This is a genomic window from Shimia sp. W99, from assembly GCF_053851455.3.
Window position 1 is genome coordinate 3,759,139 of sequence record NZ_JBSQBU020000001.1, and the last position, 17,864, is coordinate 3,777,002.

General features: G+C 54.9%; 12 protein-coding genes. 11 read left to right on the forward strand and 1 reads right to left on the reverse strand.

The window, feature by feature from the left end:
• Positions 1-8: 8 nt before the first annotated feature.
• The 7 genes from ACS3QZ_RS18240 to ACS3QZ_RS18270 all read left to right on the forward strand — a co-directional run bounded on the left by ACS3QZ_RS18240 (position 9) and on the right by ACS3QZ_RS18270 (position 9,593).
• A complete protein-coding gene (locus ACS3QZ_RS18240) occupies positions 9-1,109 on the forward strand; it encodes an NAD(P)/FAD-dependent oxidoreductase (protein ID WP_456039092.1) in 1,101 nt (366 codons plus the stop codon).
• Positions 1,084-1,383, forward strand: coding sequence for a (2Fe-2S)-binding protein (locus ACS3QZ_RS18245; RefSeq protein ID WP_456039093.1), 300 nt, complete (start codon positions 1,084-1,086; stop codon positions 1,381-1,383). The genes ACS3QZ_RS18240 and ACS3QZ_RS18245 overlap by 26 nt, the downstream gene beginning before the upstream one ends.
• The gene (locus tag ACS3QZ_RS18250; protein WP_456039094.1) at positions 1,380-2,789 is read left to right on the forward strand and encodes an FAD/NAD(P)-dependent oxidoreductase; all 1,410 of its coding nucleotides are present in this window, start codon (positions 1,380-1,382) and stop codon (positions 2,787-2,789) included. The genes ACS3QZ_RS18245 and ACS3QZ_RS18250 overlap by 4 nt, the downstream gene beginning before the upstream one ends.
• Positions 2,786-3,124, forward strand: coding sequence for a RidA family protein (locus ACS3QZ_RS18255; RefSeq protein ID WP_456039095.1), 339 nt, complete (start codon positions 2,786-2,788; stop codon positions 3,122-3,124). The genes ACS3QZ_RS18250 and ACS3QZ_RS18255 overlap by 4 nt, the downstream gene beginning before the upstream one ends.
• Positions 3,125-3,906: 782 nt before the next feature.
• Positions 3,907-5,514: a VPLPA-CTERM-specific exosortase XrtD gene (gene xrtD / locus ACS3QZ_RS18260; protein ID WP_456039096.1), complete on the forward strand. Its 1,608-nt coding sequence runs from the start codon at positions 3,907-3,909 to the stop codon at positions 5,512-5,514.
• A gap of 277 nt (positions 5,515-5,791) precedes the next feature.
• The gene (locus ACS3QZ_RS18265; protein ID WP_456039097.1) at positions 5,792-6,430 is read left to right on the forward strand and encodes a YdcF family protein; all 639 of its coding nucleotides are present in this window, start codon (positions 5,792-5,794) and stop codon (positions 6,428-6,430) included.
• A gap of 514 nt (positions 6,431-6,944) precedes the next feature.
• Positions 6,945-9,593 carry an aminotransferase class III-fold pyridoxal phosphate-dependent enzyme gene (locus ACS3QZ_RS18270; RefSeq protein ID WP_456039098.1) on the forward strand — a complete coding sequence of 883 codons (2,649 nt, stop codon included), beginning with the start codon at positions 6,945-6,947 and terminating at the stop codon, positions 9,591-9,593.
• A gap of 222 nt (positions 9,594-9,815) precedes the next feature.
• Here the strand turns inward: ACS3QZ_RS18270 and ACS3QZ_RS18275 are convergent, their stop codons facing one another.
• Positions 9,816-11,387 carry a hypothetical protein gene (locus tag ACS3QZ_RS18275; RefSeq protein ID WP_456039099.1) on the reverse strand — a complete coding sequence of 524 codons (1,572 nt, stop codon included), beginning with the start codon at positions 11,385-11,387 and terminating at the stop codon, positions 9,816-9,818.
• A 571-nt stretch (positions 11,388-11,958) separates the two neighbouring features.
• On the opposite strand from ACS3QZ_RS18275, the gene ACS3QZ_RS18280 reads away from it, so the two are divergent.
• The 4 genes from ACS3QZ_RS18280 to ACS3QZ_RS18295 all read left to right on the forward strand — a co-directional run bounded on the left by ACS3QZ_RS18280 (position 11,959) and on the right by ACS3QZ_RS18295 (position 17,799).
• Positions 11,959-13,089, forward strand: a complete 1,131-nt coding sequence (locus ACS3QZ_RS18280) for a polysaccharide biosynthesis/export family protein (protein WP_456039100.1) — start codon at positions 11,959-11,961, stop codon at positions 13,087-13,089.
• A 438-nt stretch (positions 13,090-13,527) separates the two neighbouring features.
• A complete protein-coding gene (locus tag ACS3QZ_RS18285) occupies positions 13,528-15,978 on the forward strand; it encodes a tetratricopeptide repeat protein (protein WP_456039101.1) in 2,451 nt (816 codons plus the stop codon).
• A gap of 175 nt (positions 15,979-16,153) precedes the next feature.
• Complete coding sequence (locus ACS3QZ_RS18290) at positions 16,154-17,260, forward strand: EpsG family protein (RefSeq protein WP_456039102.1); 1,107 nt, start codon at positions 16,154-16,156, stop codon at positions 17,258-17,260.
• Positions 17,261-17,565: 305 nt separating this feature from the next.
• Positions 17,566-17,799, forward strand: a complete 234-nt coding sequence (locus ACS3QZ_RS18295; protein ID WP_456039371.1) for a hypothetical protein — start codon at positions 17,566-17,568, stop codon at positions 17,797-17,799.
• Positions 17,800-17,864 lie beyond the last annotated feature (65 nt).

Genomic DNA, 17,864 nt, shown 5'->3' on the forward strand with positions numbered 1-17,864 from the left:
CGAAACAGATGGAAACCGATTACGCGATTATCGGAGGGGGGATTGTTGGCCTCTCGGTCGCCTGGGGTTTGCTCCGGCGCGGGCGCACGGTGACCGTTTTGGACGGTGATGACGGATCGTTCCGTGCAAGCCGTGGGAATTTCGGGCTGGTCTGGGTCCAGTCAAAGGGCATGAACCAACCGCGCTATGCCAGTTGGTCCCAACAATCCGCCGCAATCTGGGCCGACTTCGCCAGCGAGGTCGCAGGCAACACCGGACAGCCCATCCCGCTTGAGCAAATCGGAGGCTACGATCTTCATTTCTCTGAAGAAACCTTGGAAGCCACCGTCGCAAAATACGAAAAGCTGAAGGCGCAGCTTGGCGGCAATTACCCCTACGAGGTGCTTGGTCATAATGCGTTACGCAAGGAAGAGCCGCATATCGGCCCCAAGGTGGTTGGGGCGATCCTGCATCACCAGGATGGTCATGCGAACCCGCTGAAACTGCTGAAAGCGCTGGCCGCTGATGTGCGCCGAATGGGGGGGCATGTGCTGGTGGGCAAGACCGTGACTGATGTATCAAAGCCGGACGGTTTCCACATCACATGCGCGGACGGCACGATCGTCACCTCTGGCAAGGTTGTCTTGTCTGCGGGTCTGGGGGCGGCGCAGCTTGGCCCGAAGATGGGGTTCAAAGCGCCAGTCCGCCCGCAGCGCGGTCAGGTTCTGATCACCGAAAAACTGCCCAAGATGATCAACCGTCCTTCGCTGATTGCCCGGCAGGTGGATGAAGGCGGCATCCAGATCGGTGCCACGAATGAAGAGGTTGGCCTTGACGACAAGGTCACACAGATGGGCTTGTCGGGCCTCGCCGCCGAAGCGATTGCCGCCTATCCGGCTCTGGCCCGGGCGCAACTGGTGCGCAGCTGGGGCGCGTTGCGCGTGCTCTCTCCCGATGGTCTTCCGATTTATCAACAAAGCGCCGAGATGCCGGGTGCCTTTCTTGTCACCTGTCACAGTGGCATCACACTTGCTGCTGCGCATGCGCGCCTTTTGCCCGAGTGGCTGGAAGGCACCGATGTGGCGCCAGACCTGGAGGTGTTCAGTGAAGACCGCTTCTCCGTTTCTTGAGCTTGACAATGAGCCGCGTGTAAACGTGGTTTTCGATGGCAACGCGCTCAGCTTGCCAGAAGGAGCCAATCTTGCCGCGGCACTCATGGCGGCGGGCGTCAAGGTGTTTCGCCAAACGCCTGTGTCGGGCGCCCCACGCGGCCCGTTTTGCATGATGGGCGCTTGTTTTGATTGCCTGGTCGAGATCGACGGTACCACGAAACAGGCCTGCATGACCGTGGTCACGGATGGCCTCGAGATCACGCGCGCCCACCGCGACGGGGCATTGAAATGACACGTTCAGATCTTGTCGTCGTTGGAGCAGGTCCAGCCGGCATGGCCGCCGCCGCACAGGCTGCCGAGCTCGGCCTCAGCGTCACGGTGCTCGATGAGCAAGCCTGTGGAGGCGGGCAAATATACCGAGACGTGGACCGCGTCGCACCTTTGCGCGGTGACATACTGGGCGCGGACTATGTGCATGGCACTACACTGACGGATGGATTGCGGCGTGGAGCCATTACGCATGTCACCGGCGCGGTGGTCTGGGCGATAGAAGATGCGTTCCGTATCTCCTACACGCGTGAAGGGCGCGGCGCGCAGATCGAGGCCGATCGCATTCTCCTGGCCACCGGCGCGCTCGAACGTCCAATGCCTTTGCCAGGTTGGACGCTGCCGGGGGTCATGACCGCCGGGGCGGGGCAAATCCTTCTCAAGCAATCAGGTGTTCTGGCGCGGAATGCTGTATTGGTGGGTTCCGGTCCGTTGCTATACCTGATTGCGGCTCAGATGCTGCGGGCGGGAACCCCGCCCAAGGCCATTATCGAGACGCAAACCCGCAACGACCTCATAGGCGCAACACGGCATATTGGCGGTGCTTTGCGAGGGGCGAGCTATCTTGTCAAAGGTTTGCGGATGCTGGCCAGCATTATCCGCGCGGGCGTGCCACGTCATACCGGCGTCACGGATATTGCCGTCGAGGGGACGGGCAAAGCAGAGGCTGTGACCTTTCAGAGTGGAGGGCGGTCCCACCGGATCGCCTGTGACACGGTCTTTTTGCACCATGGGGTGGTTCCCAATACCCAGGCGGCGCGATCACTTGGCGTCACGCACTCATGGAATATGGCGCAGCAATGTTTTGTTCCCCAGCTTGATGACTGGGGCCAGAGTGACAAGGCAGGCGTGTTTATTGCGGGTGATGGTGCAGGCATTGGCGGGGCGAAAGCGGCGGAACATGCAGGAACACTCGCCGCGCTTCAGATTGCCTTTGAGGCGGAGCGCGTTTCGCGTGAGGAGCGTGATCGCCGCGCGGCTGCGCCGCGTGCAAGACTTGCGTATGAATTGGCGGCGCGACCGTTCCTTGATGCGGCCTATCCGCCCTACGCCAAGGCCCTGTTGCCTGATGACAGCACGCTGATTTGTCGTTGCGAGGAGGTCACTGCAGGCGATATCCGCAGCTATGCCAAACTGGGATGCATTGGCCCAAACCAGACCAAGGCATTTGGCCGCGCTGGCATGGGCCCGTGTCAGGGACGCTATTGCGGACTCAGCGTTACGGCTCTATTGGCCGACTCTACCGGCAAAACGCCCGATGAAACCGGGTATTATCGCATTCGCCCGCCACTCAAGCCCGTAACCCTGGGCGAACTGGCTGGTATGAACAACACTGCGCCCGACACGGCGGAGAAGGAAAAAAGCACATGATTGAACGCATCGACACCGGCACCCGAATGAGCAAGATCGTCAAGCACAACGGCGTGGCCTACCTGTGTGGCCAGGTGGGGGAGGGCGCCACCGTGGCAGACCAAACCCGCGATTGCCTGACGCGCGTGGATGCTCTGTTGGAAAAGGCAGGATCGTCGCGCGAACAGATGCTGCAGGTCATCGTCTGGCTTGCAGACATGGCGGATTTTGCCGAGATGAATTCTGTCTGGGACGCGTGGGTTCCCGAAGGTTTCGCGCCCGCCCGCGCTTGCGGCGAGGCCAAGCTCGCCCGCGAAGATTTGAAGGTCGAAATTATCGTGACTGCTGCATGTTGAAGCTGTGTTTTCGAAGAAAGCGAACTTGAGAAAGGGGCGCGCGCGCTTGCACACGAACAACGGCATGTTGTCGCCCGTTGACTTCAAATTGAGGCAGCAGCAACTGAACCAGGCAGGTTTCCAGGAAGCTACGGGCACCTCAATCTTGATGTATTGCCCCCATCGCAGTGTGGGCATGCTGGTGAACTCGATGCCATTGTCAGACACGATCGTTCCCGGCATTCTGTGCTCAGCGAAAACCCGGTTCAGTTCCCGCATGACCCGCAGTCTGGACAGGAACGTGTCGGCTACCAGGGCCAGGTTCTCGCGATAGATGCGCCTGAGCTTCTTGTGGTTCCCCTCGAAGCCCTCGCGCCGGACCATCACGTGGATGCGGTGACAACCAAACCGACGCGCTCCTTCCATACACGCTTGATGGCATCCCGCAAATCGCCATCGTCCGACCGGCACGACCGATATCGAACCGTTGAGCGATCAGGGTTCAAGACAGCGCCCGCCCGCCGTCTTCTCTCCGGCTTCCCGCTCCCTGATCATCTGAATGATCTGTTCGTCGGTGAATCCCGTCTTCATTTGACCATCCTTCAGTTGTGCGGACTCTGCACAAATCTGGAGGAGATTCAGGGGATCAGGTCAGGTTCAGTCGAAGAAACAGCGGTATGCCGGGGGCGGAACAAAGGCCGCTGGCGTGAATGTGGGTTTGAACAAACGTGACTTGGTGATAGATCATAGTCAGGTCATGTTCTTCGCAATGTCGCTTTTTTGTTCCAGTTGGAGATTTTTTCATGACGGTCATTACAGATCAAGATTATCCGAAGGGGGCCTCGGGGGGATGGTTGACTTGGGGTCTTGTATGGCTGGTTGTATTAACAGTTTCTTCGGGGTTGTTTTTTCGTGACGGATTCGACGTACTACTCGACGCATGGAGCAAACCGGAATACAGCCACGGCCCGCTGATCCCTGTGCTCTCGGCGCTTATGTTCCTGCGGGAACTGAAGCTGTATCCTCCCCAGCCCGGACCAAAGGATGGCCGCTGGCAAGGTCTTCTCGTTGTTGTCCTCTCAATTGTCATCGCAAGTATGGGGAGGATATTTAATGCTGACTCTCTTACAGCTTATGCAATCATTGTTTGGGTTGGCGGAGTCCTTCTGATCAGTTTCGGCTGGCAGACAGGTAAGCATTTTTGGCCGCCTGTGCTTCATCTCGTGTTCATGCTGCCTTTACCGGGTATGCTGTACTACGAGGTATCCGCTTTTCTGCAGCTTGTTTCTTCAGAGTTGGGGGTCTGGTTTCTCAGGCTCGCCAACGTCCCGGTCTATCTCGACGGGAATATCATTGATCTTGGTGTCATCAAGTTGCACGTCGCGGAGGCTTGTTCTGGTCTTCGATACCTTTTCCCAATCCTCAGCTTTTCGTATGTTTTTGCGTTCCTCTACCAAGGTCCGAGATGGCATAAAGCCTTGTTGCTGATTGCCGCCGCACCTATCGCCGTACTCATGAATTCCTTGCGGATCGCAATGGCTGGGATCTTGATGCAGCGTTTTGGAGCCGAGTGGCTCGAAGGCTTCACTCATTTCTTCGAGGGGTGGGTCATCTTCATGTGCAGCGTGTTGCTCCTTTTTGGAATTGCTTGGGTTTTGCTGAAACTCAATCCGCGGAAGATGAAACTGACCGAGGCGCTCGATCTCGATACGGAAGGGTGGTTGCCGCAAATTGCGCGTCTCAAGCTTGTGCAACCTTCCCCTGCGCTGATTGCGGCGGCGTTACTGATGATCATATCAGTAGGTACTTGGCCTTTGGTGCCGGATCGTGAACCTGTCGCACCTGAACGATATGACTTTGCTTTGTTCCCTTCGCAAATTGGCGATTGGCGTCAATTTGGAGATGAACGTAAGTTCTCCCCCGCTGTAGAAAAAACCTTGGCTGCAGACGACTATTTGGCTGTGCAGTTCAGCCAGTCGCCAAGTGCACCGAAACTTGATTTCTTTTCTGCATGGTACAGGGATTTGTCAGCGGATGGCGTGCAACATACGCCCGAAATTTGCCTGCCTGGCGCGGGCTGGGAAATTGCCAAAGTGGAACGAGTCGATATTTCTGGCGAACTGGGGTTGCAATACCCGTTTGCGATCAATCAGGTCATTATCCAGAAAAACGAAGAACGGATGTTGGTGTATTACTGGTTTACTCACATGGGCCGGGCCATGCCCCGGAACTCATCCGCCAAACTTAGTGTTCTGACGCGAGGTGTAATTGCGGGGCGGTTGGATGGGGCCATTGTCAGACTGATAAGCCCGATCAAGAAAGATCAGCCGGTATCCGAAGTGAAAGTACAGATGAATGATCTGCTGAATGAGATCCTAGTTGAATTGCCGCGGTTCGTTCCGGGCAAATAATTGCCTCAGGGCTTCTGGAAGTTTGACCCCGCCAAACTTTGGGGCTGGACTGCGCTAATAGGATTGCTCTGAGGTCCAACTTTGTGCCGTTCTGGGCTAGAGCTTTCTGCCTTCTCTCAGCGTGGCGGGTTGGTTTCGCCAAGCGAGTTTGCCAGCATGCCGGTGGGACCTTTCCGATGGCGCTGTGCGTTCTCTCTTGCAGAGCGTCGACCCAGGCATTTTACAATACGAGATGAGGGCAGACAATTATGAGGCCACATCGAATGGGTGACAGCTTGTGCGACTGATTTCATACACAATCGTTCTTGCCTATAGACTACTTTCTATTGTTGGAGCCGCCGCGTTGTTTTTGGCCTTTCTTCTTTTTACCTTCATGTATCGGACCAACGAGTATGAAACGCGGGTAGAGCTTCCACCGACAGCAATTGTTTTCACAGGGGACTTTGACCGCATCCATCTGGGTCTGGAGCTACTTGTTGCAGAGCAGGTGGAGCGGGTGTTTATTACCGGAGTGAACGGAGATGCAGGACTGAAAACCGACCGCTTTGCCAAGCAGTTTGGGTTGAACCCCGACCAAGCACGTTGGATCACAAGCGGGAAGATCGTACTTGCCCCAGATGCACATACGACTTTTGAAAACGCTCTCGAAGCCGCATGCTGGTTGGATAATCAACGTCAACCCGACGCAGTTACGCTTATCACTTCGCCCGAGCACATGGCGCGCGCGTCGATCGCGTTGCAGCGGGGGATTGCCCCTGTGAATGTGTTCCGTCTGGCTGCAGGGGACCCCAAAAAACATGACCGGTTCAAAATTGATCTAGTCGAATTCAGCAAATTCACCGCTACATGGGTCGTCACTCTGCTTCCTCGTGCACTATGGCCTGGAAATAAACCAAGGATCTGCGAAAATCGTTGAAGCGGTGCGCTTCAAGCAGCCATTCATCCCAAGCTGCGGCGACAAGTGGTTCATTCACAGGGCGGCAGACGTGTTTGCGGCATTTTTGTGCACTTTCGCCGTGGTGCGCGGGTTTTTGCTTCCCAGCCAAGGCCCGCCTTGCCACGCACGCTGATTGAAGATACTTCCCGATGCAACACGGGGACAGATCGACACAGGCAAGACAAAATGGTGCAAAAAGACACCTTGTTAGGACGGAGCGCGCACGTGGGCGCTGCGTACCTGGCAAATCCGCAGCTAAATTTTCCAGTTCAGACAGAGGCACGTTCCGGTGCGGTTGTACCGGTAGTGTCTTAGCACGCAATGTTGGCACGGTTTGCATCCCAGAAGATGCAAAACTAGCGCATTTTTCGCGACGCCGCTGTCAAAAAATGAATACAAAATAACTCACGTTTTCCGTCACATTTTTGCCCAACTACCAATAAACACTGGGCATCAAGGTTATTTATGCAACCAGATGAGATCGGAGGGCAGGATGTTAAGTCTCAACCCAACACGCGCGAACCTACTTGAAACTTTCGGCTTGGATCTTGAGCTGGTACGCGGCGATGGCTGTCGGCTATATGACACTGATGGTCGTGAGTTTTTGGATTTTCTTGCACAGTACGGTGCATTGCCATTTGGACACAACCCTCCGGAAGTCTGGGAGGCCCTGAACAACCAGGGGGCTCAAATGGCTCCGGCCATGGTGCAACCGCTGCGCGCCCTTGAAGCAGAGCGCCTGGCCGACAGGTTGGCAGACATTACCCCTCATGATCTCGGCGTCGTGTCATTGGCGAACTCGGGCGCTGAAGCGGTCGAGGCGGCAATTAAGCTTGCCCGCGCGCGCACTGGACGAGACACCATTCTCTCGACCCGTAATGGGTTTCATGGCAAAACGATGGGCGCGCTTTCTGCGACTGGCAAACCCATGTACCAGAATGACTTCGGCGGACCAGCCCGCGGCTTTGAGTACATCGCCTTTGGCACGCTCGAAGCGCTTGAGACCAAGCTCGCCGCCGACGCAGACAGCATCGCTGCATTCATTGTCGAACCGATCCAGGGCGAAGGCGGCGTGGTCTGCCCGTCCGATGAGGCTTATCTCGATGGTGTTATCGCACTCTGCCGCAAGTATGGCGTGCTAAGCATTGTTGACGAAATCCAGACAGGTCTTGGTCGAACAGGCAAACTCTTCGCGTGCGAGGACTGCGCAGAAGCGCCAGATATGCTGCTTCTCGGCAAGGCATTGGGCGGTGGTTTGATGCCAATTTCTGCAGTTGTTGTCCGACCGGAAGTCTGGGACGACCGCTTCGGCTTCCTGCACAGCTCGACCTTTGCGAACAACAACCTTGCATGCGCTGCGGCAAATGCCACGCTCGATCTTCTCCTGAAGGACGACCGCGCGTTGATCAAGGACATAGAACTCAAGGGCCGCTATTTTGAAAACTGCCTTGAATCACTCAAAAAGCGTTATCCCGGAGTTCTGGCAAACGTGCGCGGGCGCGGCTTCATGCGCGGTATTGAATTTCGCAAACCATACGAACGGGGCGATTCCGCATCCATGGCATTTTGCGGACTGAACGGAGGATTCATCGGGCTTCTCAGTTCCTACCTCCTGAATGTTGAAGGTGTCTTGACGGCTCCGGTTTTCAATGATGCCAACGTGATGCGCCTGCAGCCACCGCTTGTCGCTGGTTGGGCAGACATCGACAAGTGTGTCAAAGCGCTGAATATCGTCTGTGACTTGCTTGATCGAGGCGACTACCGCGCGCTGATGTTGCACCTCGTGACGCCAGAGCGTCGCGAAAAACTGGCCGCTTCCGCGCCGTTGTTGCCCCAGCAGGGGCCAGCGAGGAATGTGCCAGAGGCCGAGCCCGGGCGTTTCTGCTTCCTTATCCACTACACTCAGGAAGAAGATATCCTGCGGTCCGACCCTTCTTTCGCCCGTTTCACCTCGGAAGAACGCGCCACTTGGCTCGAGTGGGTCAAACGGGTTGGTCCGGGCTTCGCTTGGCCCGTCGCCGGAGGAACCTCTCGTGCAGGAACAAAAGCGGAAGGCATGATCATGTCTGTACCGCTTTTGCCGACGGACATGATGGGCAAAGGCCGCAAAAATGCGCGCAACATGATTCAGACAGCTGCCGATATGGCGGCTGGCTTCGGAGCAAGTCGTCTTGGTCTCGGTGCCTTCACGTCTATCGTGACCAATGGTGGCGCCGCGGTTGCAGGCCGCGGTGTGCCCGTTACCAGCGGCAACACTCTTACCACGGTATCCGGCGTGACTGCTCTTGAACGTGTTGCACGGCGCGTTGGAATTGACCCAGCTAGCGCGCATGTCGTCGTGATCGGCGCCACCGGCGCGATCGGCCGGTTGGCAAGTCTGATGCTTGCACGTCGAGCAGACCGTTTGACTCTGGTAGGCAATGCCAACAACAGACAGGCCCATCACTTCCTGGACCGGGTCGCTGACGAAGTTGTATTTACTCTGTCCAAGGAGAGCCCGCCCCTGAGAGCCGGTGGACTGAGCTCCAGTGTACGTGACTTGCTTCCTCCGCAAGGCACGGCAATGGAAAAAGGCGTTGCAAAAGCATTCGCACAAGCCTGCGCTGAAAATGGTCGGGCAGTCCCAATTGCCGCGACGACCGATCTGGACGGCGCGCTTGAAACTGCAGACTTGGTGCTGGTCGCGACCAGTGCAGACGTCGCAGTACTTGATCCGACGAAACTCCGCCCGGGCACAATTGTGTGTGACGTGGCGCGGCCCGCCAATGTTGAATACGCAGATCTGTCAGACAAAGGCGTGCTCGTGTTCGATGGTGGCCTTGTCAAACCCCCGTTTTCCGTAAACCTCGGCCCCTTCCAGAACCTTCCGGATGATCTCTGCTGGGGTTGCCTTGGCGAAACGATGCTTCTGGCTCTTGAGGGTGAGACGAACGATTACAGCCTCGGACGGGATCTGGACCTCAGCGATGCGGACCGAATTTCCGAGATGGCGCGTCGACACGGTTTCGAGCCGGCCGAACCGCAATGGTACGGAGAGTATCTGGAGGAAGCGGACTATGAACGTGTGGCAATAGCAGCGATGCAGCGTCAGGCCCCCGACAACTCTCAAATGGTTTATGCAAGTTTGAAGGCTGCCGAGTAAGTCAATCTCTTCGAAATGCCTGCTCTCAACGCGGCATTTCGGAAGCCTTCCTCAAGCGAACCAACATGCGCTTGATGATTTCTTGCAAGACTGAAGGTCTCGAAAGGCGGCAGAGGTGTGAAAACTGGGCAGCTCTCTCTGTCGCCGCAACCAATCAAGGGACATTGATGGGCTTTTGGCCCCGGCAAAATCACGCTCCGCCTAACGACGCCTCGTTGAATTTCATGGCTTCTCCTTGCGACGAAGAGTCGGCATTCGCGCGTCGCCACGATTGATCTCGTAGAAGCGAGATTGGTTTTCCTCGTCATGAGGAACAAAGCTAGCGCTTGTATCCCCTGTGTTTTGACGCTCCCACCCCAACAGCTTGCCATCTGTGGCGTAACGCGCTGTGTCTGTCCAATCAGCCGACCAAAAGAGTAGCGGGTCCAAGTATGCACCTCGCACTTTTGCATCGTAATCGATGGAGACAAGCCGCTTCTCAGCCTGATCGACGGCTTCATATCTCCGAACTTGATGTTCAGGGAAATCAATAGAGATAATTGCTGGGGCGCTATCGAGTTTGCCGTTATTCGCGAAAACCCCGATATCCACCCGCGAATACTGGCGCAGTTTCTGTTTCTTTTTCTTGCCGGGAACAGGTTCGGTCCAGGGATCGTGCCACGCAACTCGAATTTTGGCTGTGGCTCCATTCCCTCCTTGAGGTTCAATCCAGACGCGCTGCGGATCGCCTCGCAACAACCGCCACTCAAAGGTTAGAGGCCGATCATTTGGTTCGGATGTATCTTCTGCGGTAACGAGCAACTCTCGCTCCCAGGCAAAACTCCGCCAAATTCGTCCGATTGCGGAAGGCGTGTTTACAAGGCGCTCTTCCAGTCCGGCCAGTCCCCCGGCTTCAGAAAACTCCTCGTCGACGACCCGCAACCGAACCAATGGCGGAATGTCATCAGGTTGCAAACTCGCTGCCTGAGCCACCATTCTACCCGTTTGAACAAGTCGACCTTCGAACACAGTCGGATGTGCCTTGCCTGAAAGGTAATCCTCTCGGGTCGCAACATTCTTCAAATTGCGGCGCAAGATCATTTGAACTGTTGGGGCAACAAGACGTTCTTTGCGCAGGAATTCAAAAGTGTCGCTTGGCAGAGCCGCCAGCGTCATCGCTACGGCGTGAAGAAACCGCTTGTCCGAGCCAGATGACCCCTGACTAATGATCATGTATGGCCAGTTTACAGGATAGCGGTCCTCAGCGTCGTGATCACGGTGCTCAGGATAGACATAGATACAATTGTTTTCGTACAGAGTTGGCGTGACTGCACGCCAAAAAGCACTGGTCATTGCCAGACGGGGCAGGCTACGCGGCGCAGCTCCCTTCCTGACCGCAGTGGACGAATTGCCCAAAACGACCGCCGGGAGAAATATGCGACCCGCGAGGCCAACGTCGAGCCCGGCCTCGGAGAATTCAGAACTGTACTTCAGAGCGGTTAGTCTGGGGTAAAGATCCAGATCCAGAGAAGAGTGGCCACGATCGCGGTTGTCATAAAGCACCCCCGCAAGTCCACTTATTTCACTTCGCCCCGCAATAATTCTCAACAACCGTGCACCTTCATCGGTGTGGTGGTCGGCTACGATAGGCAGTTTCGCGCCAGAAGCCGGGAGTTCCAGTCCTGATGCCAGCCAAATCCCGGGGCGAAACTGAACGACTTCTCTCTCTGTTAAAACTACTTCAGCGGCCTGAGCTACCAGGGGCAAAAAGAAACTGAAAAAGATAAGCTGCAGCGCTTTGAGCAGAGAAATCATACCTTAAGCTTGGCAAAATCCCCAGCTTGTGTCCATTGGCCTGTGTCCATCGTGAGGCCGCATTTGAGGCTGCGTTCCGAAAACCTTGGCTTTCGTGTTTCAATTCTTCCACCGCACCGAACGCCCAGGTCGCAAAAGGGGGCAAGCGGCATTGCTTGACTGGGCGCAATCATTCGCGACGTGCAAGGCGTAAAACACTTCCAGCTAAACCCGACGTCCGCGCGCCGGACCTTCCCATCGTTGCACATTCCGTGTCCAAGGAGCGTGCCATCCACGATGAGCCACTGGTGCGGCACAGGCGAGACTTCAGATCGTCGACCGGCTTGTTCCAGAGCCAATGGTAGCCGAATGAATGTGCCTCGCATTGCTTTCAGAACCTCTAAATTTGGTCGCCAATTGATTCCTATGTGCAACACATCCAAAAATCCGACTGCGCGGCAATTGCCAAAATGGCGCCAAATTGCTCACAACTATGTTGAACTCGAGACTCGCGGCGCAGCGGGCGAATTCTTGACGAAACGCGCCGGATGCGTAAACCAGAATGATCGGATGTCATAAAATGGAAGTGCATATGAAACGCATGCCCCGCATTTCGAAGCACCTGATTATTGCCACGATGGTAGCAACACTCGGCGCTTGCGGCATCCCGCGGCCCGGCCCCAACAATCAAGAAATTCTTAGCCTCCAGGAAAACCCAACTACGGATACACACGTCGTTTTTGTGGACAGGCGCATTACTAAAGCGGTCGCAGTTACTCCTGTAAGCGGATTTCCCTCGAGCTTGACCCGGGCCCAAAACCATGCAGCTGATCGAATTCGTCCCGGCGACACGCTATCAGTCAGCATTTTTGAAAATGTCGATGACGGCGTGCTCAGCCGAGGGGGCGCGGGGGTTTCGTCTCTTGAGTCCCTGCAGGTGGACGAAGATGGTTTCATTTTCATACCTTATGCTGGCCGCATCCGAGCCATTGACAATTCACCTGAGCGGCTGCGTACGCTGATCACCTCCAAGCTGAGCACCCTGACACCGGAGCCGCAGGTTTTGGTTCGGCGCGCAGCTGGCGACGATGCGACAGTCTCTGTGCTCGGAGACGGCATTGCCTCGCAAGGGGTCTATCCGCTTCAGCGCTCCAACCGCAGGTTGATGGAGATGCTCGCAAACGCTGGTGGTATTGCCGCAGCGCCAGAAACCACGAGAGTTATCGTTTTGCGGAACCAAACCAAAGGCGAAATATGGTTTGAGGACATCTACGACAATCCAGCCTATGACATTGCATTGCAGGCTGGCGACCGTGTCGTAGTGGAACGGGACCCACGCATGTTTACCGTCCTTGGCGCAACATCAGAACAGGCGAACGTACCTTTCGAAAAACGAGAGCTTTCGGCGCTTGAAGCGGTCGCGCAGGTGGGTGGCCTGGATGGCAGAACTGCCAATCCAACCGGCTTTTTTGTGATCCGAGAGCAAGGACCGCAAATGACCAACAAAGTGCTCGGTCGACATGACCTCGCCGGCAATCAAACTGTTGTCTACGTAATTAACCTCACTGAGCCTGCAGGCCTGCCGCTCGCGCAAGCGTTCGACATTCGAGACGGCGACACTATTTACGTAACCGAAGCGCCGTTTACGCAGTGGACCAAGACACTTGACGCGATTACCGGAACGACACGAGTTGCGGCCACGTTCCAAGCTGCTGGTTTCTAACCGCGCTTCCCGGTTTCCTTTGTTTGATAAGGGGAAGCGGGAAGCAGCTTCATGCTAGAGGCCAAACGTCCGGGCGACAAACGCCGCTTTAATCTCAGGTTGGCTGAATAAAGCCCTACGATCAGACGACATCGGATCAGGTTACGCTAACTTTTTTCAAGAAGAGAGCGAAAACGGCGGTCCAATTGCGACCGCCATTGGACCGCCATTGGTAAGAGCTGGAGAACGCACCAAATGTTTCAGCTCTTTCCGGACACTGAGAACGAAAAAAGATCCCGTCAGATGGCAAAATAGAGCATCGAGCACGCGCGGAATCGAGCCAAACAGGAGCGAGCCATGTGCAAGGGCGAAAATTCAGCGTAAGATCGTCTTTTTGTTGCCGTCATGATCAGAAAAAAGAAATATGTTGAACTGAACAACTCATACTGAGGTTTTACTGTGCGCATTCGAAGCCAAATTTCTCCCGCGATCCTTCTGTTAGTATGCACCATCTCACTTTCCGCCTGTAAATCAGCGGAGGAAAGAGCAGAGGAGCACTTTCAGAGCGCTATTGCATTGATAGAAGAAGGTGACACTGACCGCGCTATCGTTCAATTGCGAAACGTCTTTGACCTCAATAGCAGCCACAAAGCCGCGCGCCGCGCCATGGCTCAGCTTCAACTCGAACGAGGGAACCGCAGGGGCGCGTATCGACAGTATCTCTTCCTGGCAGAGAAGTATCCAGAAGATCTGGAGAGCCGGATTGTACTAGCCGAGTTGGCCTTCCTGGTCAGCAATTGGGATGAATTGGATCGGCACGGAGCTCAGGCTGAGAAACTGGCGCCAGAGATGCCCCGAGTGAAGGCCATTTCCTTGGTGCGCAAGTATCGCGCAGCCATCGAAAGTAACAAGCCTGCAGAGCGGCGAGAATTTGGGCGCCAAGCTGATGCAATGCTCGGCGAGCAACCTGATAATAGTCTGTTGCGCAACGTTCTCATTGATCATGCAATTAGAGAGCAAGATTTCACCCGAGCGCTGGCCGAAACTGATTGGTTGATCGCTCACGATCCGACAAATAGCCAATATTACCAAGAGCGCTTGCGGCTATTGGCAACGCTTGGCGACATGGCTGCACTGGAAGCGCAACTCATCGAAATGATGGAAATTTTCCCGGATGAACCAGCGCACAAGGATACGCTCATTCGCTTCTATGTATCACGAAACGACTTGGACGCGGCCGAAGCAGTTTTGCGGGACTTTTCCAACGATTCTCCGCCAGAAGAAACCGGCCCGACACTTGATCTGATCCGCTTTCTTAGCGAGTTTCGCGAGCCAGAAGCCGTGCAGGCGGAAATTGAAAAAGCTATTGCTGAGCGTTCTGATCCAGTCCCCTTTCATGTCATAAGAGCACAATTCGACTTCACTCAAGGAAACCGTGCGGAAGCAATCGAGACGCTTCAAACGGTTTTGGAAGAGGCCGAACCCTCAAAACAGACTCATGACATCAAGATAACCCTGGCGAAAATGCTGCTCGCCACAGGCAACGAAGTTGGCGCCCGCACCCGTGTTGAAGAGGTATTGGCAGAATCCAAGACTCATCCTGAGGCGCTCAAGTTAAAGGCATTCTGGCAGATCAACGCCGACGACACCGACGCGGCTATTCTGGGCCTTCGAACGGCTTTGGATCAGTCTCCGCGTGATGCTGAGGCGATGACCTTGTTGGCCGGAGCTTTCGCGCGTGCGGGGCAGCCGGAGTTGGCCAAGGACTTCTTGGCCCAAGCAGTAGAAGCATCCGGAAATGCGCCGAAAGAATCTCTTCGCTACGCCCAATTACTGATGCAAGAGGAAGCCTACCTCCCTGCAGAAGATGTTTTGCTGTCGGCACTGCGTCTCGCGCCGTCCAACGTCGATATCTTGGTCACTTTGGGCGGGCTATATCTGCAGATGGAAGATTTCGGCCGCGTTCAAAGTGTCGTGGGTGCCTTGCGGCGCACTGGCGAAGATGCTGCAATCCAAGCCGCCAACACTATCGAGGCTCAGCGCTTGGCCCGACAGCAGGGTGTAGGTGAGGCCATGTCATTCCTCGAGGACTTGGCGAGCAATGCCGACGCGACGCTCAGCACAAAGATTTTCCTGGTTCGCGCCAAACTCAGAGCCGGTGATGTTGCTGACGCCCTTGAGCTCGCTCGCGCGTTGAAACAGGAGAACCCGGACAACGAGACGCTGGACGTTGTCCTTGCAGTGGTTCACTTAGCGAATGGAAATCTGCCCGAAGCCGAGGCGTTGTATCGCGAGTTGCTCGATTCCGACCCAGCTCGGCCAGGGATTTGGCGTGAATTGTCCAGGGTGCAGCAGCTAAAGGGAAATCGTGAAGCGGCCAAGGCCATGATTGACGAGGGTCTGGTCCACACTCCCAACAACCCGGACCTTCTCTGGTCCAAGGCTTCTTTTGCTGAGCAAGATGGTGATATTGATGGGGCTATCGCAATCTACCAAACCCTGTACGAGATCAATTCAAACTCAATTGTCGTGGCCAACAATCTGGCAAGCTTGCTCGCCACTTATCGTGACGACGACGCCAGCTTGGAACAAGCCTGGATTATCGGTCGGCGGCTGCGTGACGCCGACGCCCCGGCGCTGAAGGACACCTATGGCTGGATCCTTCACAGACGCGGCGACAGCGCCGATGCGCTGCCCTACCTTGAAGCCGCTGCGCAAGGACTTCCCCGTGACGCAATTGTTCAATTCCACCTAGGCCACGTTTTAATGGCTCTGGATCGTCCTCAGGATGCTCTTGAGCAATTTCGCAAGGCCGTCGAGCTCGCCGGTCCAGCCAATACAAGTCCTCAGATCGAAGAGGCCAGAGCCTTGGTGCAAAGCCTGAAAAACGATGGCTCTTCCGAGAATTGAGACTCAGCTGAACTTAGCGAAGCGTCAATCCATGACGGTATGCATCACGTCCAAGGGAAGGATCGGTCAGCGAAGCAACGAAAAATCGGCTTCGCACAAGGCCGATCCCCCGCGCAATCTGGATTAACCTCGGATGAAACTTTCAAATTCAACGACGGGCAAAAAGTAGAAAAAGATGTGGCCATACTGGATACTCTTTCTGATACCAGCGATTGCAAGCTTTGTTTCCAAGCCTGTTCAAAGTGTTAGAGAAGATGGTACGCGCACCATAAAAATCAGCGCGGTTTGGTTTCTGGTCATGATCACACTTGCGTTGATGATCGGTTTTCGTGACCGCGTCGGCGGTGATTGGTTCAATTATTTCAGGGACTTGTTTGAAGCCGAATTTCTTACTTTTGCGGAGGCCATTCGCCAACCTGACCCATCTTACAAAATTATTAACATCATCAGCGTAAATATGGGTTTAGGCATAGTTGGCGTAAACCTCTTTTGCGGCTTTGTGTTCTCATTGGGGTTGGTAATTTACTCACTCTCGATGCCGAGACCGTGGTTGGCACTCACTGTGGCTATCCCTTACATGACGATTGTCGTTTCGATGGGATATTCCCGCCAAGGGGTTGCCCTTGGGTTTGCTATGATTGGACTCGTTGCGCTATCCCGAAAACGCCTGCTTTGGTTTGTATTTTGGATATTCCTTGGCGCTACATTTCATCGCAGCGCCGTCATTCTTGTCTGTATTCCGTTGCTTACTCTGAACTTTCGGGAACTGCGAAATGCCCCCGTAATTCTTGTCGTCGCCTTTCTCATGTTCACGGCACTTCTGGAAGGGAAAACAGATAATCTCACTGAACAATATCTGACGCAGAAGATGCAATCAGATGGCGCATTAGTAAGAATACTTATGAACACCATACCCGCCCTCTTGTTTCTGGCGCTCAGGAAACGAATGAATATCCCAAGGGGGCAGCGCCAGATTTACTCCATAATGTCATTTTTTTCGATTATTTCTCTTGTCGCAGTTATCTCAAAAATCATTCCCTCGACGGCGCTTGATAGAATGAACCTTTATTTTATCCCATTGCAGGTATTTGTCTTTTCTAGCCTCCCGGATTCATTGGCCCGCATGCAAATTCATAAGCAAACAATAATTTTTTTGATTATCTTGTTTTATACCGCTGCACTATTTGTCTGGCTTAACTTTGCAAATTTCTCTCATTGGTGGCTACCTTATCGCATGTTCCCGCCGCTCGACATTCAGGAGGCGTATGACATGCAAAGGTGACGTGTCCGTCGTCATAAAAAGAAGGCGGGCACTGTCAAAGAAACTTGCATTGAGCCGCGTAAGGCGGATCGCTGGCGTCTTGACCTGATCCCCTGAATCTCCTCCTGATTTTTTTTGAGTGAGCCCAACTGAAGGACGGTCAAATGAAGGCGGGATTCGCCGATGAACAGATCATTCGGATGATCAAGGAACAGGAAGCTGTCGAGTAGGGGCGGACGTGTGGGGGTGCGATGCATTGCCCGTCAGGGTATTGCGAGAGGATCAGCCATGGCACTTTCTACAAATGCAGATCGAAGTATGGACGCATGGAGCCGTCGGATGCCAAGAAGCTGCCTGCTCTGGAAGCCGAGAATGCGAAGCAGAAGAAACTGCTGGCCGAACCAGAGTTCGACAACGCGAAACGCAAGCACACAAGCAACGGCATGCCGTCGCCCGTTGACTTCGAATTGAGACAGCAGAAGCTGAACCAGGCAGGCGTCCAGGAAACTTGGGGAAGCTCAGCCAAAACTGATGTGAAATTGGGAATATTTGCTTCCTGAGTGCATTTACGGTTGATAACAGTTCGAAATTGAAGAAAGTCTTCGTGTTTTGAAGCTTTTCTACC